Origin of the sequence: Kitasatospora sp. NPDC088160, assembly GCF_044741445.1 — a bacterium.
Classification (GTDB): domain Bacteria; phylum Actinomycetota; class Actinomycetes; order Streptomycetales; family Streptomycetaceae; genus Kitasatospora.
The window spans coordinates 431,307-455,168 of sequence record NZ_JBIUSS010000002.1 but is presented as its reverse complement, the minus strand read 5'-3'; the positions used below and the strand labels follow the sequence as shown (position 1 = coordinate 455,168).

Genomic DNA, 23,862 nt, shown 5'->3' with positions numbered 1-23,862 from the left:
TCACCACTCCCCCAGCCGGGTCATGCGCTCGGCCACCCGGTCCGGCGTGGGATGCGTCATCTCCTCCGCGTAGCTCCCGTCCGCGAGGAACACCACGCGGTGCGCGTAGGAGGCGGCGATCGGGTCGTGGGTCACCATGATCACCGTCTGTCCGAGGCTGTCCACGACCTCGCGCAGCAGCGTCAGCACCTGCTTGGCGGTGCGGGTGTCCAGCGCGCCGGTCGGCTCGTCCGCGAAGACCACCTCGGGCCGCGCCGCCAGCGCCCGGGCGATGGCCACCCGCTGCTGCTGGCCGCCGGACAGCTCCGAGGGCCGGTGGCTCATCCGGTCGGCGAGACCCACCTGCGTCACGACCTGCTGCAACCACTGGTGGTCCGGCTGGCGGCCGGCCAGCATCAGCGGCAGGGTGATGTTGTCCGCGACGGTCAACGCCGCCATCAGGTTGTACGCCTGGAAGATGAAGCCGACCCGCTCCCGGCGCATGATGGTCAGATCGACCTCGCTGAGCTGCGCCAGTTCGGTACCGCCGAGCACCACCGAGCCGGCGTCCGGGCGGTCCAGCCCGGCGGCGCAGTGCAGGAAGGTGCTCTTGCCCGCCCCGGACGGGCCCATCACCGCGGTGAAGGTGCCCCGGGCGAAGGCGAGGGACAGATCGCGCAGCGCGTGCACGGCCCCGGCGCCCTTGCCGTACGTCTTCCGGACCCCGTCGAGGCGGACGACCCAGTGAGCGTCCAGCGCGGCACTGCCGTCCGGTCGCGGCGGCGCCGCGTACTCCTCCTCCGCGGCCGCGCCCTGGAACTCCTCCGTCCGCGCTCCGCGTCCCTTTCTGCTCACTTCCGGCCTCCACCACTCGCACGCACTACTTGACGTTCACGAAGGTAAGTCCTGGAGCAGGTACGGAACCAGGGCACGAACTGGAGAGTCGATGGTGCAGAAAAGTGCCACCCACCGCCGCATTTGGGACGGTGGTAGGGTGATCGGGATGACGACTCGGAGGGTTTTAGGAGCCGTGCGCGCCCCCAGCATTGCCGAGTTGCGACGCTTACAGCCCGAGCAGTGGGTCCGCCAGACGGTGATCCGTTTCCCTCCGGCCGCGGGCTACGTCCTGCTCTGCCTGATGACCGGACTCGCCGGGCTGCTGCTGTTCTACCTGATCGCCATCATCTTCGCGCTCTGCCTGGTCGGAACGGGCTTCCTGCTGCTGCCCAGGACACTGCGGGTGCTGCGCAGGTACGCCGAGGTCCACCGCCGGTGGGTCGGCCGGCTGCTGGAGACCGAGGTCCGCACGCCCTACCGCGACCTGGAGCCCGGCCGCACCGGCCCCCGCAAGCCCTCCCTGCGCGACCCGGCCGTCCGCAAGGACCTGCTCTGGGTGATCACCCACGGCGTCGTCGGCTCGGCCCTGTGCATCTTCGCCCTGAGCATCTGCGGCAACGCCTTCAACTGGCTGTCCGCACCGGTGTGGTGGAAGCTCGCGTCGGGCGAGCGCAACTCGATCATCCTGATGAACGTCGACTCGTGGCTGAAGTCCTTCGTCGCGGTGTTCATCGGCATCGGCTACGCCGTGGTGGCGATGGCCGCGATGCGCGGGCTGGCCCTCGTGCACGCCCGGATGTCCCGCCGGCTGCTGACCGCCCGCCCCCGGGTCGCGCTCGCGCAGCGGGTCCGCGAACTCTCCGTGACCCGCGCCGAGGCGCTCGACGCGCACGACGCCGAACTGCGCCGGATCGAACGCGACCTGCACGACGGGGCGCAGGCCGGCATCGTCGCCGTCTCGCTGCGCCTCGGCATGATCAAGCGCGCGCTCGGCCAACGGCCCGAGCAGGTCCCGGAGATGGTGGACGCGGCCCAGAACCTCGCCGAGCAGGCGTTGGAGTCGCTGCGCCACCTCGTCCGCGGCATCTACCCGCCGGTGCTCGCCGACCGCGGGCTGACCGACGCCGTCCGGGCGCTCACCGCGCTGTGCGGGGTCCCGACCCGGATAGACATCGACGAGTCGGCCGGCGCGGCGCCCCGCGCGCCCGCCGCCGCCGAGGCCGCGGCCTACTTCGTGATCTCCGAGGCGCTCACCAACATCACGAAGCACAGCGGGGCGCGCAGCGCGCTGGTGTGGCTGCGGATCGCGTCGGACGCCATCTCGATCAGGGTCGAGGACGACGGCAAGGGCGGCGCCACCGAGGGCACGGGGAGCGGGATCCTCGGACTCCGGCGCCGGGTCGCCGCCTTCGACGGCACCACCGACCTGTTCAGCCCGCCCGGGGGCCCGACCGTACTGAAGGTGGAGATTCCATGCGGATCCTGATCGCCGAGGACAACGCCCTGCTCCGTGAGGGGCTGGTCCTGTTACTGAACAGCGAGGGGCACGAGGTGTGCGCCACCGTGGACAACGGGGACGACCTGCTGCCCGCGCTGCTCGCACACCGCCCGGACGTCGCCGTGGTGGACGTCCGGCTGCCGCCGACGTTCCGGGACGAGGGCCTGCGCGCCGTCGTCGAGGCCCGCAAGCAACTGCCCAACCTGCCCGTCCTGGTGCTCTCGCAGTACGTCGAACGGGCGTACGCGACGGAGCTGCTGGCGCAGAGCGCCTCCGGGGTCGGCTACCTGCTGAAGGACCGGGTGGGGCGCGCCGAGGAGTTCCTGCTCGCGCTGGAGCGGGTCGCCGACGGCGGCACCGCGATGGACCCGGAGGTCATCTCGCAGCTGATGGTCCGCCGGGCCGGCGACGACCCGCTGTCCTCGCTGACCCAGCGCGAGCGCGAGGTCCTGGCGCTGATGGCGGAGGGGCGCAACAACGGCACCATCGCCGAGATGCTGTTCATCGCGGAGAGTTCGGTGAACAAGCACATCGGCAACATCTTCGCCAAGCTGAACATGCCCACGCCGGACAGCGGCCACCGCCGGGTGCTCGCCGTGCTCACCTACCTGCGGGCCTGAACGGCCGAAGGAGGACACGCGGAGAGGGGCGGCGCCGGTCGGGCGCCGCCCCTCCTGCGTGTCCCCCTCCTCAACTCCCGGACGGGTGCTCCCGGTTGTCGGGCAGGGCGGGGAAGGCACGGACCGCGGGGGTGACGGCCACGCCGAGTGCGATCAGCAGGAACGCCGCCGCACAGCTCAGGACGGTGGGCACGGCGTGCACGGTCTCCAGCAGCAGCCCGCACAGCAGCGGGCCGAGCGCCGCGCCCGCGCCCATCGAGACCCCGATCAGGCCGGCCAGCCGGCCGCGCATCTCATCGGGGGTGACCATCATCTGATGACCGGCCACCAGGGCGGTGGCGGTGGGCGCGAGGAACGCGGTGGCCCCCAGCACCAGCCCGGCCGGCCAGCCGGTCGGCACCACCGCGAGCAGCGGCACCAGCACCGCGGAGGCCCAGGTCAGCACCATGAGCGCCGTGAACGGCGAGAGCGAGCGGCGCAGCCGCCCGGCCGCCAGCGCACCCGACACGCCGCCCGCGCCGACCAGGGCGCCGATGGCGCCGACCTCGGCACCGGACCGCCCGTCCTGCTGGGCCATCACCACCACGGCGATCAACAGGCCGCTGAACACCAGGTTGAAGGCGGTGCCGAACAGCACGGTGGCCCGCACAGCCGGGTTGCCGCGCAGCCAGCGCAGCCCCGACGCCATCGCCTGCAACGCACTCTCGGCCCGGTCCGCGCCCCCGCCCTCGCCCTCGGGCGACGGCGCCGGCGCCGGCACCGGCGCGGGCGCGGGCGCGGGCAGCCGCAGGAACAGCAGCGTGACGAAGGCGATCGCCGAGGTCACCGCCTGGGCGACGAACGGCAGCAACCGCTGGACGCCGTACAGGAATCCACCGATCCCCGGACCCACGATGGTCGCGAGGTAGTAGCGGGCGGTGTTGCGGGTGACGGCGTCGGCGAGTTGCGAGGACGGCACGACGCTCGGCAGCAGCGCCTGGTCGGCGGTGCCGAACAGCGAGGTGCACACCCCTTCGACCACCGCCACCACCACGATGGCCGCCAGCGGCGCGTGCCCGATCGCCACCAGCAGCGCGAGCAGGCCCAGCGCCACGGCCCGCCCGAACTCCGAGACCAGCATCAGCGTCTTGCGGCTGACCCGGTCCGCCAGCGCCCCCGAGGGAAGCGCCGAGAGCGCCCGCGACCCGGCGATCGCGAACTCGGCCAGCGAGGCCTCGAAGGCGGAGCCGCCGAGCCCGAGCACCAGCAGCGGGTACGCGATCAGCGTGCCCTGCGCCCCCAGCTGGGAGACCATGTTCGCGGTCCACAGCACGTTGTACTCGCGGTTGCGGGACAGCGGCGGCGGGCCCGGCTCGGCTGCCACGGCGGCATCGGCCGTCGTACTGCCCGAGGTCACTGCGGCGGGGTCGGCAGCGCCACCGCGGGCGCCGACGTCCGCTCCACCGGGCGGAGTTCGGACCACGCGTGCGCCCCGGCCATGCTGACGAACAGGTCGCGCGGCGGCACGAAGGGGGCCCGCCCGTGCGCCACGCTGATGTTGTCCACGATCAGGACCTCACCGGTGTGCACGTTGACGTCGATCTGCTGCGCCCGGTAGGCGGCCTGGAGCTGCCGGACGACCTCGTCCGGGATCTCGCTGCCGTCCGCGTAGAAGGTGTTGGTGGGCATCCCCCACGGGCCGTACTCCTCCAGCAGGAAGTCGGCGACGTCCTCGCGCAGGGTGCGGGCGTGGAAGAAGGTCAGGTGGTTGAACCAGGAGCGGACGCCGGTCTCCGGGTGGGTGGAGACGGCCCAGCGGAGCTGACGGGTCCTCAGGTGGTTGCGCTCCAGCCACTCCAGCTCGATGCTGTTGGCGTCGCAGTAGGCCTTGACCTCGTCCGGGTCGCTGGTGCCGAACGCCTCCTGCCAGGAGAGGCCCAGGCCGGGGCGGAAGTTGCGGACGAGCAGGTAGCCCTCCCGCTCGAACCGCTCGGCGGTCTCCCGGGGCAGCCCGGCGTGCAGGGCGCGGCAGTCGGCCAGCAGGCTGGCGCCGCCGTCCGGCGACTCCTGGCGGCAGAAGAAGAACAGGTAGCGCGGGACGTTCAGGTTGTACGACTGCTCGGTGTGGAGGAAGATCTCCTCGGTCGCCGGGTGGTCGGTGGCCGTGAACACCCCGGGGTGCAGCTCGGTGCGCGGCGAGGAGCGCTCGGTGTAGTCGAGCGGCCGGCCGACGACGGCGTTGACGAAGGTGTCCAGCTCCGGCCACTCCTGCCAGTCGAAGCCGCTGAGCACGACCGCGCCGTGCTCGGTGATCCGCTGGCGGATGAACTCCCCCTGCTCCTTGCCGAGGTCGACCAGCCGGTTGCCCGCGGTCTCGGCGGTGATCCCGAGGACCAGTCCGTCGTGCCGCGCTTCGGTCGAGATGCTGATGGCGGTTGTCACGGAGTGACTCCCTTCTGCGGGCTGCGGGCGCGAAGCCGCTCGGCAGCGGTGTCGAGGGTCTGGAGTGGACGGTTGAAGGCGATCCGGACGTAGCGCTCGCCATCGGCCGGATCGACGAAGAACGAGGTGCCCGGCGCCACCAGCACACCGGTCTCGGCGAGCAGCGTGCGGACGAAGCGCGGGCTGGGCTCGTCGGTCAGCCCGTCGATCCGGGCCAGCACGTAGCAGCCGCCGGCCGGGGGCGTGAAGTCGAATCCGGCGTCCCGCAGCAGGGTCACCGTCCGGTCGCGCCGCTCACGCATCCCCGCCGCGTGGTCCCAGCGCTCCGGCAGCAGCAGGTCCGCGTTGGCCGCGGCGTGCTGGAGCGCGGCCGCCGCGCCGCCGGTGGTGGCCACGTGCACCTTGCGCAGCAGGGCGGTGAGCTCCGGCGCCGCGCGCAGGAAGCCGAGCCGCCAGCCGCTGATCGCATGGCTCTTGGAGAGGCTGCCGACCACCACGGAGCGGTCTGCCAGGCCCTCGATCTCGGCGACCGAGCGGTAGCCGGCCGACTCGTAGACGTACCCGGCGTACACCTCGTCCGAGATCACCACGGCGCCCCAGCGCCGGCACAGCTCGGCGAGCAGGTCGAGGGTGCCGCGCTCCAGGACGACGCCGGTCGGGTTGGCCGGGCTGTTCACGATGACGGCGCGGGTGCGCGGTCCGAAGGCCGCGGCCAGCTCGTCCGGGTCGACGCTCCAGTAGGGCTCCCGCAGCCGGACCGGGCGCGGGCGGGCGCCGGTGAGGGCGATGGCGCTGAGGAAGTTCTCGTAGAAGGGCTCGAACACGATCACCTCGTCGCCGGGGTCGACGAACGAGAGCAGGGCGACGGCCAGCCCCTCGCTGCCGCCGACGGTGACGGTGATCTCGGAGCCCGGGTCCGGGGCGCCGGGCAGGGCCGCGGCGATCCGCTCGCGCAGCAGCGCCAACCCGGCCGGGTCCTGGTACTGGTGGACGCCGGCGCGCAGCGCGGCGACCGCCGCCTCGACCAGCCCGGGCGGCGTGTCGGGGTAGGCCGGGGTGCCGACCGCCAGGTCGACGGTGTCCGGCGGCAGCCCCTCCAGCAGCAGCGCGGCCAGCCCCCCGCCGGGCAGCCCGGCCACCCGCTCGGCGCCCAGGGCGCGGCGGGCCGGGGTGTCATGGTGCGTGGTGGCGCTCATCGGCTCACTCCCGCGGCGTCGGTCCGGAGCCGCTGTTCGGTCTGGAGCGGCGCTTCGCCCCGGAGCCGCTGTTCGGCCCGGTCGAAGGCGCCGCGCGGGATCTCGGGCAGCCAGGACGGGCGGCCCGCCTCGTACGCCTCGATGTCCCCGCTCCTGAGCAGGGTCTCCGCGATCACGTCCTGCCCTTCGAGCAGCCGGGCCCGGGCCCGCGCGTCGACCGTGAACGGGTGCTCGCCGCCCGGCCGGCGCAGCAGGCCGGCCCGCAGGTCCACGGTGAGCCGCAGGCCCTCGGCGGACTCCGCGAGGTCCATCAGCTCCTCGACCACGGGGGTCGGCAGGTCGACCGGGACGAGGCCGTTGTTGAGGGCGTTGCGGCGGAAGATGTCGCCGAAGCCGGTGGCGACGACGGCGCGGAACCCCCAGTCGCGCAGCGCCCAGACGGCGTGCTCGCGGGAGCTGCCGATGCCGAAGTCCCGGCCGGCCAGCAGGACCGTCGCGCCCGCGTGGCGCGGCTGCTCCAGGACGAAGCCGTCCTCGGCGCGCCAGCGGGCGAACAGCGCGTCCTCGTAGCCGCTCTTGGTGACCCGCTTGCAGTACTCCGCGGGCAGGATCTGGTCGGTGTCGACGTCGTCGCGGCGCAGGGCGACCGCGCGACCGTGGTGTTCGACGAAGGGTTCCATACTCAGCTGTCCTCTCTCCGGCCGGGCCGGCGCTGTCAGGCCAGGTCGGCCGGGGCCGCGAGCCGCCCGGCCACCGCCGTCGCGGCGGCGACCGCGGGCGACACCAGGTGGGTGCGGGCCCGCGCCCCTTGGCGGCCTTCGAAGTTACGGTTCGAGGTGGAGGCGCAGCGCTCGACACCCTCGAGACGGTCGGTGTTCATCCCCAGGCACATCGAGCAACCGGGCAGCCGCCACTCGGCGCCGGCGGCCAGGAAGACCTCGTGCAGCCCCTCCGCCTCGGCCTCGGCCCGCACCTGCATCGAGCCGGGGACGACCAGCATCCGGGTGCCGCCGGCGACGGTGCGCCCGCGCAGCACCCCGGCCGCGGAGCGGAGGTCCTCGATCCGGCCGTTGGTGCAGGAGCCGACGAAGACGACGTCGATCGCGAGGTCCCGCATCGAGGTCCCGGGCCGCAGGCCCATGTAGGCCAGCGCCTTCTGCGCCGAGGCGCGTTCGAGCGGGTCGGTGAAGGTCTGCGGGTCGGGCACGGCGGCGGCGAGCGGCACGGTCTGCGCGGGGTTGGTGCCCCAGGTGACGAGCGGGGTGAGCCCGCCCACGTCGAGCACGACCGTCCGGTCGAACACGGCGCCGGGGTCGGTGGCCAGGGTGGACCAGTCGGCGACGGCGGCGTCCCAGTCCGCCCCGGCGGGGGCGTGCGGACGGCCGCGCAGGTACTCCAGGGTGGTCTCGTCGGGTGCGACGATCCCGGCCCGGGCGCCGGCCTCGATGCTCATGTTGCAGAGCGTCATCCGGGCCTCCATGGAGAGCCCGCGCACCACGTCGCCCCGGTACTCGATGAGGTGGCCCTGCGCCCCGTTGGCCCCGATCCGGGCGATCAGCGCGAGGATCATCTCCTTCGCCCCGACCTCCGGGGGGAGTTGGCCGGTGAACTCGACGGCCAGGGTGCGCGGCCGGCCGATCTCCAGGCACTGGGTGGCCAGGACGTGCTCCACGTCGCTGGTGCCGATGCCGAAGGCGAGCGCGCCGAACGCGCCGTGCGTGGCGGTGTGGCTGTCCCCGCAGACGATCGTCATGCCGGGCTGCACCAAGCCGAGTTCGGGTCCGACGACGTGCACGATCCCCTGCCGCCGGTGGCCGACCGAGTAGAGCTCGACGCCCTGTTCGGCGCAGTTGCGGCGCAGCGTGTCCAACTGGACCAGGCTGACCGGGTCGAGCACCGCGGTCGCCGTGGTGGCGACGTTGTGGTCCTCCAGCGCCAGGGTCAGCCCCGGCCGCCGGACGCCGCGGCCGGCCAGCCGCAGCCCGTCGAATGCCTGCGGGGAGGTGGCCTCGTGGGTGAGGTGGAGGTCGATGTAGAGGAGGTCCGGTCCGCCGGGCCGGGACGCCACGACGTGGCGCTCCCACAGCTTCTCCGCGAGTGTCCGTGCTGGGCCCATCGTCGTCCCTCTCTCCCCTGCGCTGTCCGTGCGCCACGGCCCTGGGGCGGAACCCCGGCCACCGCATGCCGTCCCGGCCGTACGGACCTCAGCCTCCATGGCGCCACCCACCGCCCACCACGTCTTTAAGCCGGTGCGAAAACGCCCAGCACAGGCGATCACGTGCACGAAGAAAGGTGCAGAGAACTGCACCTCGGATCGGAAGTAAGCCCCCATGAAATCGGCGGCGCCCGGGTTCAGGATGGAGTCATCGAAGGCGGAACCAACGCCGGGACGACGGGCAGAAGATCATCGGATCCCACGGGACCCAGGGAGGAAGCATGTACCCGATGCGCAGGAGCCACGGGGCCGAACCCGGACGCCGGCGGAGCAGGACGGTCGTGCTGACCCTGGCCGCCGTCCTCCTGGTCGGCGCCGGAACATCCGCCTGCCAGGTCAGTACCAAGGCCGCCGACCGGATCGAGCTGTGCGCGAAGATCTTCGGCAAGACCTTCACCGATCCGTTCCCGGACAACGTGGAGGAGGCCCGCAAGAAGATGCGCGACCGGGCCGACGAGCTCGACGGGCTGGCCAAGCAGGCCGGGGACGACAAGCTCCGCAATGCGATCCAGTCGACCGCCGACAAGATGCGCAACGCCGACATCCGCGAGAAGGGTGCGGTGCGCACCGTGGTCGGTTACATCGGTGAGCAGAACGACCGCATCAAGGAACTGCGCCAGACCTGCCTCGACCACCACGACTACCCGTGATGACTGGGCTTCCGAACCAGCGTCACCGTTGAGCCTCCCAGAGCGCACACGGTGACCACAGACCGGAATCGGTGAACAGGGCACTAACAGTTCCCCCGCCGATTCCCTTGGCCGGGCCCCTCGTTGGGTCCCCCGTCTTCCGGGGGGCCCGGCCGTAAATCTCCCCGTACCAATACAAGCCAGGAGCAGTCATGCCCGATTCGACCGGCTGGAAGCCCACTAAGGAACGCCCGATGTGGCCCTGGGTCGTCCTCGCGGTGGTCGCCGTTGGCGTTCTGATCAACGTGCTTATCACGATCTGACGAGCAGATCGAATCCGCGCCTGAGGAACTTCCGCGCTCTTGGCAGGTAGGCCGAGAGCGCGGACCCACGTCCGGCGCGACTCCGGCCCCACAGACCCCTCTCTCCCCAACCGCCCCACGGGTCACATGACCCCTCAGGGGGCGGTCGAACCGAGTCGAGTCCGCTATCCGGATCAGGTGCAGAGAACTGCACCTTCGAACTGGCGAAGACTCGACTGTCACCCCCCTAAAGCGCCACGTAGCGTAGTCGGTACGGGAACGGGCATGGCCATGTCGAAGATGCGGTCACGCACGATCGACCATCCACCTCACCGTGGATCCCGGCTCCCGGCCCGCCTACATCAACGGCATTCATGGGGGACTCGTGCCACGTCTGCACTTCACGTCGGCAAGCCTGTTGAGAACGCGTATCATGCCGACCCCGGACTGGGTCAGCGAATCACTCTTCGCCCTGGACCTGCTCTCTTCCCGGCACCGCCAGGCGAAACGCCGGCTCCGATGGCATAAAACCCGCCCCGTGGGGCCGGCCCGCCGGCTGGGTCCCACCCACCGGCTCGGGTCCACCCAGCGGCTCGTCGAACTCGCCCGGACCATCCGCCCGTTCCCCGACATGGACACCATGGTCCGGCGCGCCCGGCACTCCGGGAACGGCGCCGACCTGCGCCTGCTCCGGGACCTGGAGTCCTTCTACCGCATCATGGTCGCCCCGCACTGGGACGTGATCTCCCTCACCGTCCAGAGCGACCGGAAGAAGCGACTGGAAATCCTCCAGGACTGCGGCGCGCGCAGCCTGCTGAGCACCCTTCACCCGACCGTCCGGCTCTCCACCTGCTCGCTGGAGATACCCGGACAGAACGAGGACGTGCAACTGGAGGAGGTCGGGCTGACCATTGCGCCGTCCTACTTCCTGGCACCCGATTCCCCGGTCCTGGTGGACGACCACACCATTGCCGACGGACCGACGCTCTTCTACCCCATTCTCCCCGACGGACCGAACTGTGCGACCGAGGGCGTGATCGAAGCGGCAGCGATGCCGGCCTGAGACCGATGACCTCCGATCGCGACAGCATCGGAACTTCAAGGGGGAAAACAGCAATGCGACGCATATTCTTCAGTCCGGCGAGCCTGGCCAAAGTATCGTCGGCCGCTCATCTGGATCCGATGCGAGAGGCGCTGTGCGCCCTCGAAACCTTCGCGACGGGCGGCGGAGGCCCCGTCTTCCATTCCTGGCGACGACGGGTCGCGGGTGAACGGGACGGCCGGGCACTGGCCGAACTCGCCCGCACCGTACGACCTTTCCCGGATCTCTACCGAATTCTCGAAAACTCCTCCGCGGCCGGATCCGGGAACGAATTCCGACCGCGGGTTCTGCGCGATCTGGAGACATTCCACCGGATCGCCGTGGAGCCCTACTGGAGCCAGGTGTCGACCCTGCTCGAAGTCGACCGGAACGCCCGGGCCCAGATCATGATGAGCGGCGGCGTCGACCAGTTGCTCAGCACCCTGCACCCGGCGATCCGCTGGCGTCCCCCGGTGCTGGAGGTCCCCGGGACGGGGCACGACATCAAACTGGAGTCGACCGGCCTGGAGATAGCGCCGTCGCTGTTCCTGTTCTCCCGATCGCCGATCCTGGTCGAACAGCAGGGCGACCGGCCCCTGCTGCTGCTCTACCCGATCCCCGTCCCGCGCGACCGGGAGAACCTGTGGGACCCGGCGCCCGACGGCGACCAGGCCCTGGGGGCCCTGCTGGGGCGCACCCGGGCGGCCGTCCTCCAGGTGTTGACGACCACCTGCACCACCACCGAGGTCGGCGAGCTGGTGGGCATCTCCACCGCCGCCGCGAGCCAGCACACCGCCGTCCTGCGGGCGGCCGGACTTATCACCACCCTGCGCTCGCTCAACAAAGTGCACCACACCCTGACCCCCCTGGGCGGGGCTCTTCTTCGTGGGGATCCACTGGTCTGACAATTCGCCCTATACCGACGATTCCCGAAGTAACGCACCCGCAACACACCCCGAGGAGCGATCTCGATCTGACACGGATGGTCTAGGAAAGTGCACCATACATACGGATGCGGGCAGCATGGCCTAAACCCATTACGAGCGAGTAGGTTCTGGGCATGCAAGCACGATGCCTTGTCGCCGCACGCATCATTTACGGAAGCCTGGGAGCGGATTCATGATGGGAGGTGGACCAGCTGAGCGGGAAGCCGCCCCAGACTGTGCCGTCACGCTGGAAAACGTGTCGAAAATCCACCCGGGCACGAACGGTCCCACAGCGGTCCTGCGCGAGTTCTCACTCGGCGTACGAAAAGGCCGCTTCTGTGCCGTCATGGGAGACGAACGCGCCAGCACCACGGCACTCCTGGAGTGCATGGCCGGCGTCACCACCCCGTCCACCGGAACGGTCCACTGGGCCGACGGTGAACGGGGTTCCGTCGGCGCACTCTGGGGCCAACACGAGCCCGTCCACCCGAATGTGACGGTTCGTGAATTCGTCGATCCGGGCGTTTCCGCACTCGGCCGCCGCCAGGCCTGGCAGATCAGTCGGATCACCCGACTGTGGCTCTGGCGGCGGCCGCTCCGGAGGCTGGGCCGGGTCCAGCAGCACAACGCCATGCTGGCCCGGCTGCTGGCCGGCTCCCCGCGCCTGCTGCTGGTCGACACCCCCGGCCACGACGACTCGCCCGAACTCGCCCGCGCCATCGGCGCCTCACTCCGCCGCGCGGTCCGCGCCCTCGACCTCACGGCGGTCCTCGTCACCACCGACCCGGAAGCCGCCGCGTACGCGGACAGCGTCGTCTTCCTCCACCACGGCCGCCTCGCCGACGCCCTCGGTCCCTCCACCCCCGCCGAGATCGCCGACTGCCTCCAGCACCTCCGAAGAGGCTCGACCACCTGATCCGCCCCGCCTTCCCCGGCGCCCCTCTCCCAGGGCGCCCCCGGCGCCCCTTCCCCGGCGCCCCTCGCCCTCCCCGGCGCCCCCCGGTCAAGCGGTGCACAGCGCTTCCCCAGCCGCGGCCCCCGCGCCCCGTGCGTCCTCCGGCGCACCGCGCCGGCGCATCCCGGACCGCAGGCCCGCCCGGCGACACCCCCCGGCAGGCCCCGGGCGGACACCCCTGCCATCGCCTGCCTCCGCCGGCTACCGCTGCCGCCGCGCACCCGTCGGTCGTCAGCCGCCGGTCGTCAGCCGTCAGCCGCTCAGTGCGGCGGGGTCGGGATCAGGCTCGCCAGGGGGTTGAAGTAGACCTTGGACGGCATGCAGGCCGGGCCCGGGCTCCGCATGAGGCCGGTGTGCATCTCGCGCGAGCTGTGGGCGGGGTCGGTCCCGGCGAAGGGCAGGTAGATGAAGAGCTTGAGACCGGCCGGGACGGCGCGGGGGCGGACGGTGAGGACGAGCGGGCCGGCGCCCTCCGTATGCATGTCCCAACTGTCCTGGCCCTCCTGGTTGTCCGGGGTCTCCGGCTCGGAGGCGCGGCAGCCGGGCTGGCCGGCGTAGACCCGGGCGGGGATCCCGAACCGGTCCAGGTCGCGCTGCAGTTGGTCCGGGTCCACCGGCTTGTACTGCTCCAGGATGGTGAGTTTGACGAGGTCGTCACCGCCTTCGAGGGTGTACGCGGCGTTGTCGACGCGGCCCAGCGCGTGGCCGGTGCCGTCGGCCGGGTGCTGGGCGTCCTGGTGCCCGGTGTCCGGGGCGGGGCGGCCGGGGCCCGTGGCGAGGAGGGCGCCGACCAGGGCGGCGGCCAGGCCCGTCGGGAGGGCCAGGCGCAGCGCCAGGCTGCGCCGCCGGGCCGTGCGCCGGGAGTTGTCGGTGACGGTGTCCATCAGGTGTTCCTTCAGCAGGAGGTGGCGGCCCGGGGGGAGCTCCGGGGCCGCCGGGGCCGGCAGCAGCCGGACCAGTTCCTCCCGCTCGGTCTGCTCGGACCGGTCCCGGGGGGTGGCGTTCATCGGGTCGTCTCCTTGTACGGCCGGACCGCGAGGTCGCGGTCACCTGCTACCTGTCCGCCGGCGCCCGGGCGTTGCCCACCTCTTCCCGAGCGCGCGGACCGTGACGCGGCGAGCTCCTTCGCCGTCAACTCCCGCAGCCGGGCCCGGGCCCGCGACAACCGCGAGCGGACCGTCCCCACCGGCCGGCCCAGCGCCTCGGCGACGGCCGCGTGGTCCAGGCCCTCCCACACGCACAGCGCGAACACCTCGCGCTCCGCCGGCCGCAGCCGTTCCAGCGCGGCCTTCGCGGCGGCCAGCTCCTCGGCGTCGGCGATCCGACCCGCCAGCTCCCCGGCGAAGTCCGGCATCGCCTCGCGCGGCGGCAGCTTGGCCAGCGCCCGCTGGTGGCGCCGCGTGGCCCGACGGGTGTTGCGGATGACGTTGCCCGCGATCCCCAGCAGCCACGGCCGCAGGCTCTCCCCCTCGGGATCGACCCGCGCGCGCAGCCGCCACGCCTCCAGGAACGTCAGCGAGACCACGTCCTCGGCGACGGCCCAGTCCCCGGTCATCCGCACGGCGTGCCGGTACACCGCCTGGGCGTGGTCCTCGAAGACCAGCCCGAACGCCGCCGCGTCCCCAGCGCGCACCCGGGCGCGTATCGAATTCTCCACACCAGCTCCTGTCCCGCCGCCGCCACCCGTTGCCGTGATCCACGCCACACCGCGCCGGGCCGCCACGCCATCGACGAAGGATCCCCGAGCCCCTTCCGGAAGAAGGGACTCGGGGATCCTCGGACCGGCCGGCCCGACACCGGCGGTCGGTTCGGGGCGCCGCCTCCGCGGTCAGGCCGGCTCGACCGGCTCCGGGTCCCGGGAGGCGGCCAGGGTGCGGCCGAACGCGGCGAGGACGGCGGCGACGGCCAGCAGGCCGACCACGACCGCGAGGTTGCGCCCGAGGTCGGCGAGGTCGCGCGGCAGCGCCCAGTAGTAGGGCGCGGGGAGCATGACCGCCCAGGGGAGGGCGGCCAGCGCCACACCGGCGGCGCGCGGCCGGTCGGGCCGGCGGGCGGCGAAGTGGACGAAGAAGGCGATCGCCATCACCACGGCGGGCCAGGCCGACGACGCGTCGAGCAGCATCTGGGTGCTGCGCGGGAAGATGACCTCGGAGTAGTCCTCCAGGTCGCGCCAGGGCCAGGCGAGGACGAGCGCGCTCATCGGCAGCGCGATGACGGCCGCCGCGACGACCGTCCCGACCCGGGCGCGGACGCGCTGGTCGACGCCGTCGGGCGGGGCGATGAGCAGCGGCACCCCGAGCAGGAGCCAGAGGGGCAGCTGGTGGAGGGACAGGAAGAGCACCCCGGCCGGGTGGACGGCGTAGCCGACCGCGGCGCCGATCCGGGCGAGGACGCCGACCAGCACCAGGAGGCGGGCGGCGCCCCAGTGCCCGAGGCCGGCGCCGAGCAGCGCGAGGACCCAGGGGGCGGCCTGCACCGCGCCCACCGCGGTCGCGGCCGTGGTGTGCAGGCCCATCAGGTCGAAGCGCGTGTCCGCGACGAAGAAGGTCATCACCAGCTGGACGAAGGCCAGCGCCGCCCCTCCGGCCAGCAGGAACGGCGCGGCGCCGGCGAGCGCCCGGCCCGCGGGGTCTCCGGAGCTGAGCCGGGTCCGCAGCCGGGCGGCGTGCGCGGCCAGGGTGACCCACTCGCGCAGCACGGTGCGCCGGTCGGCGCCCTCGACGGACTCGGCGAAGACGGCGGCGATCTCCTCGCCGTGCGAGGCCCGGTAGGCGGCGGGGTAGATGCCGATCAGCGGGAGCCTGCCGGGCAGCGCCCCGGCCTGCTGCGCGGTCATGCCGCACCGCCGCTCAGCCGGAGCGCCCCGAGGCGCGGCCCCCGCCCGAGCGCGAGCCTGCGCTCGGCCTCGACGACTCCGGCCCGCAGCCGTTCCGTCTCCGCGCCCAGGACGTCCCGGCCGTCCTCGGTGAGGGCGAAGGTGCGCCGCATCCGGCCACCGACGACCTCCTCGTGGTCGATCCGGATCAGCCCCTGCTGGAGGAGCCGGTCCAGCGCGGTGTAGAGGGTGCCGGTGAGCAGCTTGGTCCGGCCGTCGGAGATGGCCAGGACTTCCTGGACGATCGCGTAGCCGTGCCGCGGGGCATCGGCGAGCGCGGTGAGCACGAGCCGGGTCGGCTCCTGTAGTTGACGGTTAGCCATGGCCGTGAGCATAGATCAATGGCAAACATATGTCGATGATTTAGCTATCGGCCCGCTCCACCCCCGTACCCGGCGGGCGCCGGGGCGGGAAGGCGCACGGTGAACACCGAGCCCGCGCCGGGGCTGCTGGCCGCGTGGACGCCGCCGCCGTGGAGCTCGGCGAGCTTGCGGACGATGGCGAGGCCCAGACCGCTGCCGCCGCTCTGCCGGTTGCGGGACTTGTCGGCCCGCCAGAAGCGCTCGAACACCAACGGCAGGTCCGCCTCGGCGATGCCGCCGCCGGTGTCGGCGACCTCGATGAGCAGGGCGTCGGGCTCCGTCCGGGTCCGCAGGGTGACCGTGCCGCCCGCCGGGGTGTGCCGGACGGCGTTGGCGACCAGGTTGCCCACCAGCTGGCGCAGGCGCACCGGGTCGGCAAACACCTCGCACCCGGCCATCTCGTACCCGGCCGGGGCGCCGGCCGTCTCGGGCCCCGTCCGGTCCGCGACCGCCTCGACGACCAGGGCCACGCCCGACGCCTGCGCCCGGGCGCCGTGCGCGGTGGCGACCTGGGCCAACAGGTCCTCGACGTCCACGGGCTCGCGGTGCAGGGCCAGTTCACCGGCGTCGGCGGCGGCGAGGTCCCGCAGGTCGTCGACCAGGTGCTGGAGTTGCAGGGCCTCCTCCAGCAGCGAACTCGTCAAGGCGCCGTCGGCGGTGACGACGCCGTCCTCGACGGCCTCCAGCCAGCCGCGGATGTTGCTGAGCGGGGTGCGCAGCTCGTGCGCGATGTCGCCGACCATCGCCCGGCGCATCTCCTCCAGCTGTTCGCGGCGCTGCGCCATGGCGTTGAAGGCGGCGGCGAGTCCGGCGATCTCGTCGCGACCGGTCGCGGTCACCCGGGCGGAGAGGTCCCCGTCGGTCATCCGCCGGGCGGCGCGGGTGAGCGCGTTCAGCGGCCGGGAGAGCCGCAGGCCGACGATCGTGGTGATCGCCACGGTGACCGCCAGCACCAGCGCGGCGACCTCGGCGACCCGCCCGCGGTGCGGGGCGGACAGCACGGGGGCCTGGTCCGCCGCGCCGGCGGGCGCGCCGACGAACAGCAGCACGGGCGGCGCCACGTACCGGACGAGCTGCTGCCGGCGGGAGTTGGCGAGGCAGGCGGAGATCACCTGCTCCTGCTCCCGGTCGCGGGCCGGGGCCCACTGCAACCCCAGGGACAGCGTCACGGGCCGGATCTGCTGGCGCTCCAGGCAGGCGTTGACGAGCGCGGTGAGGTCGGCGAGGGCGGCGCTCTCGGTGCGGGTCGGGGCGTCCAGCACCAGCGGGGGCGCGCAGCGCACGCCGAGCGGCCGGCCGCCGGGGACGCTCACCACGGGGCGGCCGGCGGCGTCGTCGGTGACGGTCGCCTCGACGCCCAGTTCCGACCGCAGGCAGCCGGCCCGGTTCCGCGCGGCCTCCTCCATGGCCGCGCGCTCGGCGGTCGTCAGCCGGAACGGGCCCACGGCACGGGCGTCGATCCGGTCGGCCGGGGCGTCGGGCAGCATGGCGAGGTCGACGGAGAGCGGGTCGACCGTGGTGGTGGGCGTCCGGGGCAGCACCGTCCGGTCGGCGGCGCCCGGGGGCGGTGCCGACGGCGTGGCGGCCGGGGGCGGTGACCCGGGGGCGGTGGCGGGGGTCCCGGAGGTGGCGGCCGGTGACCCGGGTGCGGTGGCCGCGGAGTCGACGACCGGCTCGAAGCGCGGAGTGGTCAGCAGGATGCGCTGCCCGGTGTCGGCGGCGAGCCGCCGCACGGTGCTCTCCGCACCCGTCCAGTCGGGGTGGGTCGCGGCGTAGCCGAGCAGTTCGTGGTAGATCCGGGCCTGGTCCGCGAGGACCTGGCGCTGCTCCTGCCTGATCGCGCCCGTCGTGGTGCGGGCGGTCAGCCAGGCCGTCGCGGCGATCGAACAGAGCGAGACCAGGGCGGAGAGGGCGAGCAGCCGGATCAGCAGGCTGCGGCGCGGCGGGGCGTCACGACGCACCGCGCGGCCCCTCCGCGAGCTTGTAGCCGATGCCGTAGACCGTCAGCAGGCGGGTGGGGCGGCGCGGTTGGGGCTCGATCTTGCGGCGCAGGTTCATCACGTGGGTGTCGACGGTCCGGGTGGTGATGTACCGGTCGATGCCGTGCAGGTGCTCCAGCAGCTGGGCCCGGGTGAAGACCCGGCCGGGCTGGGCGGCCAGCACCTGGAGCAGCCGGAACTCGCCGGGCGTGCAGCTGACGGGCCGTCCGTCGGCGGTGACCTCGTGGCGCAGGGGGTCGACGGTGAGGGCCCCGGCGGTCAGTACGGCCGGGGGCGCGGCGGCGGGCGGCGCGGTCGGCGACAGGGTGGGCGCGGCCGGCGGCGCGGGAGCACCCGGGGTCAGCGGCCGGGACCCGCGGCGCAGCAGGGCCCGGACCCGGGCCACGAGCTCGCGCGGGCTGTACGGCTTGGTGAGGTAGTCGTCGGCGCCGAGGTCGAGGCCGAGCAGCAGGTCCTCCTCGGCGGTGCGGGCCGTCAGCATCAGCACCGGCAGGGCGGATTCGGCACGCAGGGCACGGCAGACGTCGAGCCCGTCCATGACGGGCATCATCACGTCGAGGACCAGGAGGTCCGCCGGGCCGCGCCGGGCCTGCTCCAGCGCGGCCCGGCCGTCGTGGACGACGACCACGCGATGCCCTTCCCGCTCCAGGTACAGGCGGGCCAGGTCGGCCTGCTTGGGATCGTCCTCGGCGACCACGACATGTGCGCACATGAGGATGATCGTAAGTCGCCCTCCGGAAGCACCCCTACCGGTTCCCGACAGCCTCTCGACAAGTTCCTGACATCGACGGACCAGGGTGGACGGAGTCCGCCGGGGGAAGCCCCCCGGCCCCGCCTCCGAAAGGCTCCCGTGTGATGCCCTCCCGCCGCCTGGTGTCCCTCGCCGCCCACGTCATCGGGACCGCCCTGCTGCTGTCCACCGTCCCCGCCGCCGCGGCCACGGCCGCCGAGCACAAGCCCGCCCCGGCCGCGCCCACCGTCGAGGCGGCCGAGGTGATGCCGCACCTCCAGGCCCTGCAGCGGATCGCGGACCGCAACGGCGGCAACCGCGCGCACGGCACCAAGGGGTACGCGGAGTCGGTGGCGTACGTGAAGCACGCGCTGGACCGGGCCGGCTTCCAGACGCAGCTGCGCCGCTTCTCCCACGACGGCAAGGACGGCTACAACCTGATCGCCGACTGGCAGGGCGGCGACCCCGACCACGTGCTGCTCACCGGCGCCCACCTGGACAGCGTCCCGATGGGCCCGGGGATCAACGACAACGGCTCCGGCTCGGCGGCCGTCCTGACCACCGCCCTCCAGGTGGCCAAGGCCAAGCTGAAGCCCGAGCGGCACCTGCGCTTCGCCTGGTGGGGGGCGGAGGAGCTGGGGATGGTCGGCTCGGCGGACTACGTCAAGAACCTGTCCGCCGGCGACCGCAAGGCCATCGACCTGTACCTCAACCTCGACCAGGCGGGCAGCAAGAACCTCCAGCAGTACCTCCTGGTGAAGGACGCGAAGAACAACGAGACCGCGGCCTTCCAGGCCTTCGAGAAGTGGTTCACCGACCGGGGCCTGGCCACCTTCGACATCCCGCTGGACAGCTCCGACAGCCAGCCGTTCGGGGACGCGGGCATCCCGTCGTCCGGCTTCAGCAGCGGCGTCTCGGACTGCCTCCACAGCGCGTGCGACAACCTCGCCAACGTCGACCCCGCGACGCAGGCGACCAGCACCAACGCCATGATCGGCGTGGTGTGGCAGTTCGCCACCGCCAAGCCCGCAGCCGCCAAGCCCGCCGCCCCCGCCGTTCCGGCCACCACCGCCCCGGCCACCGTCCCCGCCGCCCCCCGGTCCTGACCGCCCGTCCCCAGGAGCCACAGATGCGCACACCGCCGAGTCGCCACCGCCGCAAGGCCGTCACCCTGGTGGCCGCCGCCACCGCCCTCGGAGTCGCCCTGACCGCCGCCCCCGCGGGAGCGACCGGGATCGGGGACCCGTACTTCCCCGAGGACGGCAACGTCGGCTACGACGTGGCGAACTACGACGTCCGGATCGCCTACGACCCGGCTCACCCCGACCAGTTGAACGGCGACACGACCGTCACCGCCCGGGCCCTGCAGTCGCTCGACCGCCTCTCCCTGGACCTCAAGGGCTTCCAGGTCGCCTCCGTCACCGTGAACGGCACCCCGGCCAAGTCGTTCTCCCGCTCCGGCACGCACAAGCTGGACATCGTGCCCGCCCGCCGGGTGGCCGGCGGCGCCACCTTCGCGGTGCGGGTGGTGTACGCGGGCAAGCCCGACCCCGAGGGCTGGCACCAGCTGGTGTCCGGCGGCGTCAACGCGATGGGCGAGCCGCACTCGGCGACCTCCTGGTTCCCGTCCAACGACCACCCGTCCGACAAGGCCACCTTCTCGCTCGCCGCGACCGTCCCCGACGGCTGGACCGCCATCGGCAACGGCCGGCCCGGCCAGACCACCAGCAAGGACGGCTCGACGACCTTCCGCTGGCGCGAGGACAAGCCGATGGCGACCTACCTCAGCACCGTCGCCATCGACAAGTTCACCGTCCACCGCTCGGCGCTGCCCGACGGGACGCCGGTCATCACGGCCTACGGCCCGGACGTGCCGATCGACGACATGGCCAAGGCGACCGAGGCCCAGCAGCCGGAGATCATCGCCTTCCTGGCCTCCAAGTTCGGCCCGTACCCGTTCTCCTCCGCGGGCGCCATCGTCCGCAGCTGGACCAAGGAAACGGGCACCGGCGCGCCGGACCTGGAGACCCAGAGCCGGCCCACCTACACCAACTACTTCTGGGACTCTGCGGCCGTCCACGAGATCACCCACCAGTGGTTCGGCGACAGCGTCTCGTTCACCGACTGGCGCGACGGCTGCATCGCCGAATGCGTCGCCCAGTACGCCAACCAGCTGTGGGACGAGCACCAGGGCAGCAACCTCGACACCGGCTTCTACACCCCCACCGTCGAGGAGAACCGGAACAAGCCGGAGTTCTGGTCCACCAAGCTGTACGACCCCGGGCAGGGCCAGGAACTGGCCTCGGCCCTCTACTTCAAGGGCTCCCTGATGATGCACGCCCTGCGGCGCACCGTCGGCGACGACGCGTTCTTCGCCACCCTCAAGCGCTGGACCGCGGACCACGCCTACGGCAACGCCTCCTTCCCCCAGTTCGAGACCCTCGCCGCCAAGGTCTCGGGCAAGGACCTCAAGGGCTTCTTCGACGCCTGGGCCCACGGCACCACACTCCCCGCGAAGGAGTACCTCTACCCCGGCACCCTGGCCCCCCTCGCCCCGGCGGGCAGCCAGTAACACCCCCCCCCAGCCCCCTCCCCCGCGCCGACGCCAGCCCTCCTGACGCTCCATCAGGAGGGCTGGTGCACGCCCGGATTGAGCTCCTCCAGGATGGCGTCGGAGACAGTCCGCGGCTGCGGGCGCTGTGGAGCCGGGGTGCCGCCGTGCGTCGATCTGAAGTCGCCGACGGGGGCCGGGAAGTGGCCCATCTCGTGGAACAGGCCCGAGAGGTCCGTGTCCTGCGGCGGCAGCGGCGGCAGCTCATGGGGCAGGTCCCCCACCGGGACGAGCTCGATCTCCGACGGGCCGCCCCCTGGCGTACCGTCCCCCGTCGTGCCGCCCCCCGTCGTACCGCCGCGCGGTGGGCGCGGGCCCTCCAGCCTGCCGTTCAGCCAGCCCTCGATGTGGTCGCCCGGCGAGATGGAGAACTTGTTCCCGGGGTTCATCGCCCCGTGCCGCCACCCCCACGCCCCGGCGAACGCGCCGTTGGCCGCGCCGGAGACGTAGTCACCCGACAGCCCGAACACCGCGTCCTGCGCCGCGCCTTCGGCCATCCCGGTCAGCGCCCCGTAGCCGGTGTTCCAGACCAACCCGGCCGCGCCCTTGGCGAACGCGCCGGCCTCCTTGCCGGTCAGCGAGGTGAAGCCCTTCCCGAGCCCCTTTCCCAGGCCCTTGCCCAGACCCTTGCCGAGCCACCCGGCACCGACACCGACCGCGCCGCCCACCGCCCCGTTGATGGCGGCCGTGCCCAGCTCACCGCCGTCGATCGACGTGCGGTGGCCCTGGCCCAGCTCGATCACCTGGGCCAGCAGGTCGAAGCCCACCTGGGCCAGCACCGACTCGGCGACCCGGGTCACCGCGCTGATCAGCGCCTTGCGCAGGAAGGCCCACACCAGGGCCCTGGTGAAGGCGATCTCCACGGGCGCCGCCTCGGCCCCGCCGAAGAGGAACATCACGGCGTCGATGGCCAGTTGAACCGCCAGGACCACCAGCGCACCGATGATCTCGATGCGCAGGGTCTCGATCTGGTTCGCCAGGTTGTGCAGCGCGTCGGCGGCGGCGTCGCAGCACTGGGCGATGAGCGGCAGCGCGGCGTCGTCGGCGACGGCGAGCCTGGCCAGATAGGCGTCGAACGCGTCCCTGGTGGCACCGCTCAGACCCTGGTCGAGCTGGGACTTGGCGTCCGCCAGGTCCAGGACACAGGCACGGATCGACTTCGCCGCCTCGGTCCAGGCATCCGCCTCGGCCCGCAGCGCACTCTCGTTCCCCGTGGGCCACTTGTTCCCCACCAGGATCATCAGCAGGTTCTGCAACCCGTCCGGCAGCGAGGCGTTGGGGGCGTCGACCGCCATCACGCGCCGCCGCTACCGGGCACCGGGAACGTCCAGGCGAGTTCCGTGGCGTGCTCGTCGGCCCTCTCGAACGTGCTGCGAGTGGTGCCGAGGGCATCGGCCAGCTTGCGCAAGGTGTCCGGCAGCGCCTGCACCGCCTTCAGCAGATCGTCCCGCGGCTGGGCGAAGACCTGGTCGAAGCCCTGCCCGAGCGCCGGATCATCCCCCCAGGGCGCCGCGCCGGACAGGGCTGCCGAGCTGAGCGCCGTCCAGGCGGCAGCCATGCCCTCGGCCGCCTTGCCCGCATCCGCCCCGGCCTTGCCGACCAGCGCGAAGTCGACCACCAGCGTCCCGTCCAGAGTCGGCAGCTGCGGCACCGCCGGCCCGCCGTACGGCGGCACCCCGGTAGGCGCATTGCGGTAACCACCAGTGGGACCAGGCACATCAGGCAACGGAGGAGTCGGCACCCACCCACCTCACCCGATCCCACCCCCAGCCCCACCCCCTCTTGACGACATCCCAACGATCACCGCCCCACTCCTGACGCCCCCCTGACACCCCCGGACCCCGCGTCGCCCATGCTCCCCCACTCGTGGCGGGCTCGCCGAGCAATTACTCGATGAGCCCCACCAGGATTGAACGGAAAGTTACCGTAAGTGCCCAGAACAAACATCTGGGCCCCCGATGCGCATCACGCGCCCGGGGACCCGGATGTCGCAAAATCAGGATCCAGGCGCAGGCGCGGGCATCACTACCATTGCGTATATCACACCGAGTGCGCTCATCAGCAGGAAGGGCCAAGCACCCGCAAGGAGATAGAGCAGTGGGGGCAGGGCAAACAACACGGCAGCCACCCCCCGAACATTCCTCCCCCTGGCCGCCCGAAAAGAGACCAGGAAGAGAAAGAACAGTGTGGGGACAGTTATCGTGAGCGAGATGAGCGCCAGCAGCTTGAGGCTATCCAGGGAGTCGGCTCGAGAGAATCCATTGGCGTCATGCCCGCCGGGCGCAAATGCTGAAAGAACGAGCATAAAAACGCACACGGGAGCCACGCACACCGCAAGATATCTCAGCAGCGCCCGACTGAACCATCGGCCGACTCGATTAAATCTGTTAATCGGCACCCTGATACACACCCGCCATTCTGGTAGGTACGGCCCGAAGGCGAGAAGAGGGATGACGCAAACGGAACTGCAAGCAGACCAGGATCTCCCTGAAATTGTCCCATCTCATCCCTGGCAATCACGTGGGGACGCTCTCCTCGACGATACTGAACCACCTCTAGATCGGGATAGTGATCGCCTCGTCGAGTAACAGAAACTCTCCACGACACATGGCGGCGCGGGGAGCA

The 23,862-nt window shown here is 72.3% G+C and carries 22 protein-coding genes; 8 read left to right on the top strand and 14 right to left on the bottom strand.

Annotated elements, in window-relative coordinates; translation table 11 throughout:
• Nucleotides 1-735 carry an ABC transporter ATP-binding protein gene (locus tag ACIOGZ_RS04575; RefSeq protein WP_063351478.1) on the bottom strand — a complete coding sequence of 245 codons (735 nt, stop codon included), beginning with the start codon at nt 733-735 and terminating at the stop codon, nt 1-3.
• A 298-nt stretch (nt 736-1,033) separates the two neighbouring features.
• Here ACIOGZ_RS04575 and ACIOGZ_RS04570 point away from each other — a divergent pair, with 298 nt between their 5' ends.
• Both ACIOGZ_RS04570 and ACIOGZ_RS04565 read left to right on the top strand, forming a co-directional pair.
• Nucleotides 1,034-2,302 (top strand): sensor domain-containing protein, encoded by a 1,269-nt coding sequence (locus tag ACIOGZ_RS04570; RefSeq protein ID WP_363585134.1) that lies wholly within the window; start codon nt 1,034-1,036, stop codon nt 2,300-2,302.
• Complete coding sequence (locus tag ACIOGZ_RS04565) at nt 2,290-2,934, top strand: response regulator transcription factor (RefSeq protein ID WP_350880992.1); 645 nt, start codon at nt 2,290-2,292, stop codon at nt 2,932-2,934. Before ACIOGZ_RS04570 ends, ACIOGZ_RS04565 begins: the two co-directional genes overlap by 13 nt.
• A 70-nt stretch (nt 2,935-3,004) precedes the next feature.
• On the opposite strand, the gene ACIOGZ_RS04560 is transcribed toward ACIOGZ_RS04565, so the two are convergent.
• Genes ACIOGZ_RS04560 through leuC form a run of 5 tightly spaced genes read right to left on the bottom strand, consistent with a single transcriptional unit; the run spans nt 3,005 to nt 8,667 of the window.
• Entirely contained in the window at nt 3,005-4,297 is a 1,293-nt protein-coding gene (locus tag ACIOGZ_RS04560; RefSeq protein WP_400984812.1) for an MFS transporter, read from the bottom strand.
• Nucleotides 4,298-4,326: 29 nt separating this feature from the next.
• A complete protein-coding gene (locus ACIOGZ_RS04555) occupies nt 4,327-5,355 on the bottom strand; it encodes a TauD/TfdA family dioxygenase (RefSeq protein WP_363623342.1) in 1,029 nt (342 codons plus the stop codon).
• Entirely contained in the window at nt 5,352-6,551 is a 1,200-nt protein-coding gene (locus ACIOGZ_RS04550) for a pyridoxal phosphate-dependent aminotransferase (RefSeq protein ID WP_400984809.1), read from the bottom strand. Before ACIOGZ_RS04550 ends, ACIOGZ_RS04555 begins: the two co-directional genes overlap by 4 nt.
• Nucleotides 6,548-7,231: a 3-isopropylmalate dehydratase small subunit gene (leuD, locus tag ACIOGZ_RS04545; protein ID WP_363585142.1), complete on the bottom strand. Its 684-nt coding sequence runs from the start codon at nt 7,229-7,231 to the stop codon at nt 6,548-6,550. The genes ACIOGZ_RS04550 and leuD overlap by 4 nt, the downstream gene beginning before the upstream one ends.
• Nucleotides 7,232-7,266: 35 nt before the next feature.
• Nucleotides 7,267-8,667: a 3-isopropylmalate dehydratase large subunit gene (leuC, locus tag ACIOGZ_RS04540; RefSeq protein WP_363585144.1), complete on the bottom strand. Its 1,401-nt coding sequence runs from the start codon at nt 8,665-8,667 to the stop codon at nt 7,267-7,269.
• 329 nt (nt 8,668-8,996) lie between these two features.
• Between leuC and ACIOGZ_RS04535 the strand changes: the two genes are divergently transcribed.
• The 4 genes from ACIOGZ_RS04535 (at nt 8,997) to ACIOGZ_RS04520 (ending at nt 12,620) form a co-directional block, all read left to right on the top strand.
• On the top strand, nt 8,997-9,416 hold the full coding sequence (locus ACIOGZ_RS04535) for a hypothetical protein (RefSeq protein WP_363585146.1): 420 nt from the start codon (nt 8,997-8,999) through the stop codon (nt 9,414-9,416).
• An 819-nt stretch (nt 9,417-10,235) separates the two neighbouring features.
• Nucleotides 10,236-10,760: a hypothetical protein gene (locus ACIOGZ_RS04530; protein ID WP_363585148.1), complete on the top strand. Its 525-nt coding sequence runs from the start codon at nt 10,236-10,238 to the stop codon at nt 10,758-10,760.
• 359 nt (nt 10,761-11,119) lie between these two features.
• Nucleotides 11,120-11,683 (top strand): winged helix-turn-helix domain-containing protein, encoded by a 564-nt coding sequence (locus tag ACIOGZ_RS04525; RefSeq protein WP_363585150.1) that lies wholly within the window; start codon nt 11,120-11,122, stop codon nt 11,681-11,683.
• A 166-nt stretch (nt 11,684-11,849) separates the two neighbouring features.
• Nucleotides 11,850-12,620, top strand: coding sequence for an ATP-binding cassette domain-containing protein (locus ACIOGZ_RS04520; RefSeq protein WP_363630409.1), 771 nt, complete (start codon nt 11,850-11,852; stop codon nt 12,618-12,620).
• A gap of 299 nt (nt 12,621-12,919) precedes the next feature.
• On the opposite strand, the gene ACIOGZ_RS04515 is transcribed toward ACIOGZ_RS04520, so the two are convergent.
• The 6 genes from ACIOGZ_RS04515 to ACIOGZ_RS04490 form a co-directional block, all read right to left on the bottom strand.
• Nucleotides 12,920-13,666 carry a hypothetical protein gene (locus tag ACIOGZ_RS04515; protein ID WP_400984805.1) on the bottom strand — a complete coding sequence of 249 codons (747 nt, stop codon included), beginning with the start codon at nt 13,664-13,666 and terminating at the stop codon, nt 12,920-12,922.
• A complete protein-coding gene (locus ACIOGZ_RS04510; protein ID WP_400984802.1) occupies nt 13,663-14,316 on the bottom strand; it encodes an RNA polymerase sigma factor in 654 nt (217 codons plus the stop codon). The genes ACIOGZ_RS04515 and ACIOGZ_RS04510 overlap by 4 nt, the downstream gene beginning before the upstream one ends.
• Nucleotides 14,317-14,487: 171 nt before the next feature.
• Nucleotides 14,488-15,495: a hypothetical protein gene (locus ACIOGZ_RS04505; RefSeq protein ID WP_400810086.1), complete on the bottom strand. Its 1,008-nt coding sequence runs from the start codon at nt 15,493-15,495 to the stop codon at nt 14,488-14,490.
• Nucleotides 15,492-15,857 (bottom strand): PadR family transcriptional regulator, encoded by a 366-nt coding sequence (locus ACIOGZ_RS04500; protein WP_363585158.1) that lies wholly within the window; start codon nt 15,855-15,857, stop codon nt 15,492-15,494. The genes ACIOGZ_RS04505 and ACIOGZ_RS04500 overlap by 4 nt, the downstream gene beginning before the upstream one ends.
• 44 nt (nt 15,858-15,901) lie before the next feature.
• Nucleotides 15,902-17,857 (bottom strand): sensor histidine kinase, encoded by a 1,956-nt coding sequence (locus ACIOGZ_RS04495; RefSeq protein ID WP_400984798.1) that lies wholly within the window; start codon nt 17,855-17,857, stop codon nt 15,902-15,904.
• A complete protein-coding gene (locus ACIOGZ_RS04490) occupies nt 17,847-18,608 on the bottom strand; it encodes a response regulator transcription factor (protein ID WP_363585162.1) in 762 nt (253 codons plus the stop codon). Before ACIOGZ_RS04490 ends, ACIOGZ_RS04495 begins: the two co-directional genes overlap by 11 nt.
• A 143-nt stretch (nt 18,609-18,751) precedes the next feature.
• On the opposite strand from ACIOGZ_RS04490, the gene ACIOGZ_RS04485 reads away from it, so the two are divergent.
• The gene (locus tag ACIOGZ_RS04485; RefSeq protein ID WP_400984795.1) at nt 18,752-19,732 is read left to right on the top strand and encodes a M20/M25/M40 family metallo-hydrolase; all 981 of its coding nucleotides are present in this window, start codon (nt 18,752-18,754) and stop codon (nt 19,730-19,732) included.
• Nucleotides 19,733-19,755: 23 nt separating this feature from the next.
• A complete protein-coding gene (locus ACIOGZ_RS04480) occupies nt 19,756-21,198 on the top strand; it encodes a M1 family metallopeptidase (protein ID WP_400810092.1) in 1,443 nt (480 codons plus the stop codon).
• A 53-nt stretch (nt 21,199-21,251) separates the two neighbouring features.
• Here ACIOGZ_RS04480 and ACIOGZ_RS04475 read toward each other — a convergent pair whose 3' ends face one another.
• The gene (locus tag ACIOGZ_RS04475; protein ID WP_400984792.1) at nt 21,252-22,532 is read right to left on the bottom strand and encodes a hypothetical protein; all 1,281 of its coding nucleotides are present in this window, start codon (nt 22,530-22,532) and stop codon (nt 21,252-21,254) included.
• A complete protein-coding gene (locus ACIOGZ_RS04470) occupies nt 22,532-22,954 on the bottom strand; it encodes a type VII secretion target (RefSeq protein WP_400984789.1) in 423 nt (140 codons plus the stop codon). The genes ACIOGZ_RS04475 and ACIOGZ_RS04470 overlap by 1 nt, the downstream gene beginning before the upstream one ends.
• Nucleotides 22,955-23,862 lie beyond the last annotated feature (908 nt).

Bases quoted from the DNA above. Each gene is read 5' to 3' on its own strand.
- ACIOGZ_RS04565 (WP_350880992.1), top strand. From the start codon at position 2,290: ATGCGGATCCTGATCGCCGAGGACAACGCCCTGCTCCGTGAGGGGCTG.
- ACIOGZ_RS04550 (WP_400984809.1), bottom strand. From the start codon at position 6,551: ATGAGCGCCACCACGCACCATGACACCCCGGCCCGCCGCGCCCTGGGC.
- leuD (WP_363585142.1), bottom strand. From the start codon at position 7,231: ATGGAACCCTTCGTCGAACACCACGGTCGCGCGGTCGCCCTGCGCCGC.
- leuC (WP_363585144.1), bottom strand. From the start codon at position 8,667: ATGGGCCCAGCACGGACACTCGCGGAGAAGCTGTGGGAGCGCCACGTC.
- ACIOGZ_RS04535 (WP_363585146.1), top strand. From the start codon at position 8,997: ATGCGCAGGAGCCACGGGGCCGAACCCGGACGCCGGCGGAGCAGGACG.
- ACIOGZ_RS04520 (WP_363630409.1), top strand. From the start codon at position 11,850: ATGCCTTGTCGCCGCACGCATCATTTACGGAAGCCTGGGAGCGGATTC.
- ACIOGZ_RS04515 (WP_400984805.1), bottom strand. From the start codon at position 13,666: ATGAACGCCACCCCCCGGGACCGGTCCGAGCAGACCGAGCGGGAGGAA.
- ACIOGZ_RS04505 (WP_400810086.1), bottom strand. From the start codon at position 15,495: ATGACCGCGCAGCAGGCCGGGGCGCTGCCCGGCAGGCTCCCGCTGATC.
- ACIOGZ_RS04500 (WP_363585158.1), bottom strand. From the start codon at position 15,857: ATGGCTAACCGTCAACTACAGGAGCCGACCCGGCTCGTGCTCACCGCG.
- ACIOGZ_RS04490 (WP_363585162.1), bottom strand. From the start codon at position 18,608: ATGTGCGCACATGTCGTGGTCGCCGAGGACGATCCCAAGCAGGCCGAC.
- ACIOGZ_RS04485 (WP_400984795.1), top strand. From the start codon at position 18,752: ATGCCCTCCCGCCGCCTGGTGTCCCTCGCCGCCCACGTCATCGGGACC.
- ACIOGZ_RS04480 (WP_400810092.1), top strand. From the start codon at position 19,756: ATGCGCACACCGCCGAGTCGCCACCGCCGCAAGGCCGTCACCCTGGTG.
- ACIOGZ_RS04475 (WP_400984792.1), bottom strand. From the start codon at position 22,532: ATGGCGGTCGACGCCCCCAACGCCTCGCTGCCGGACGGGTTGCAGAAC.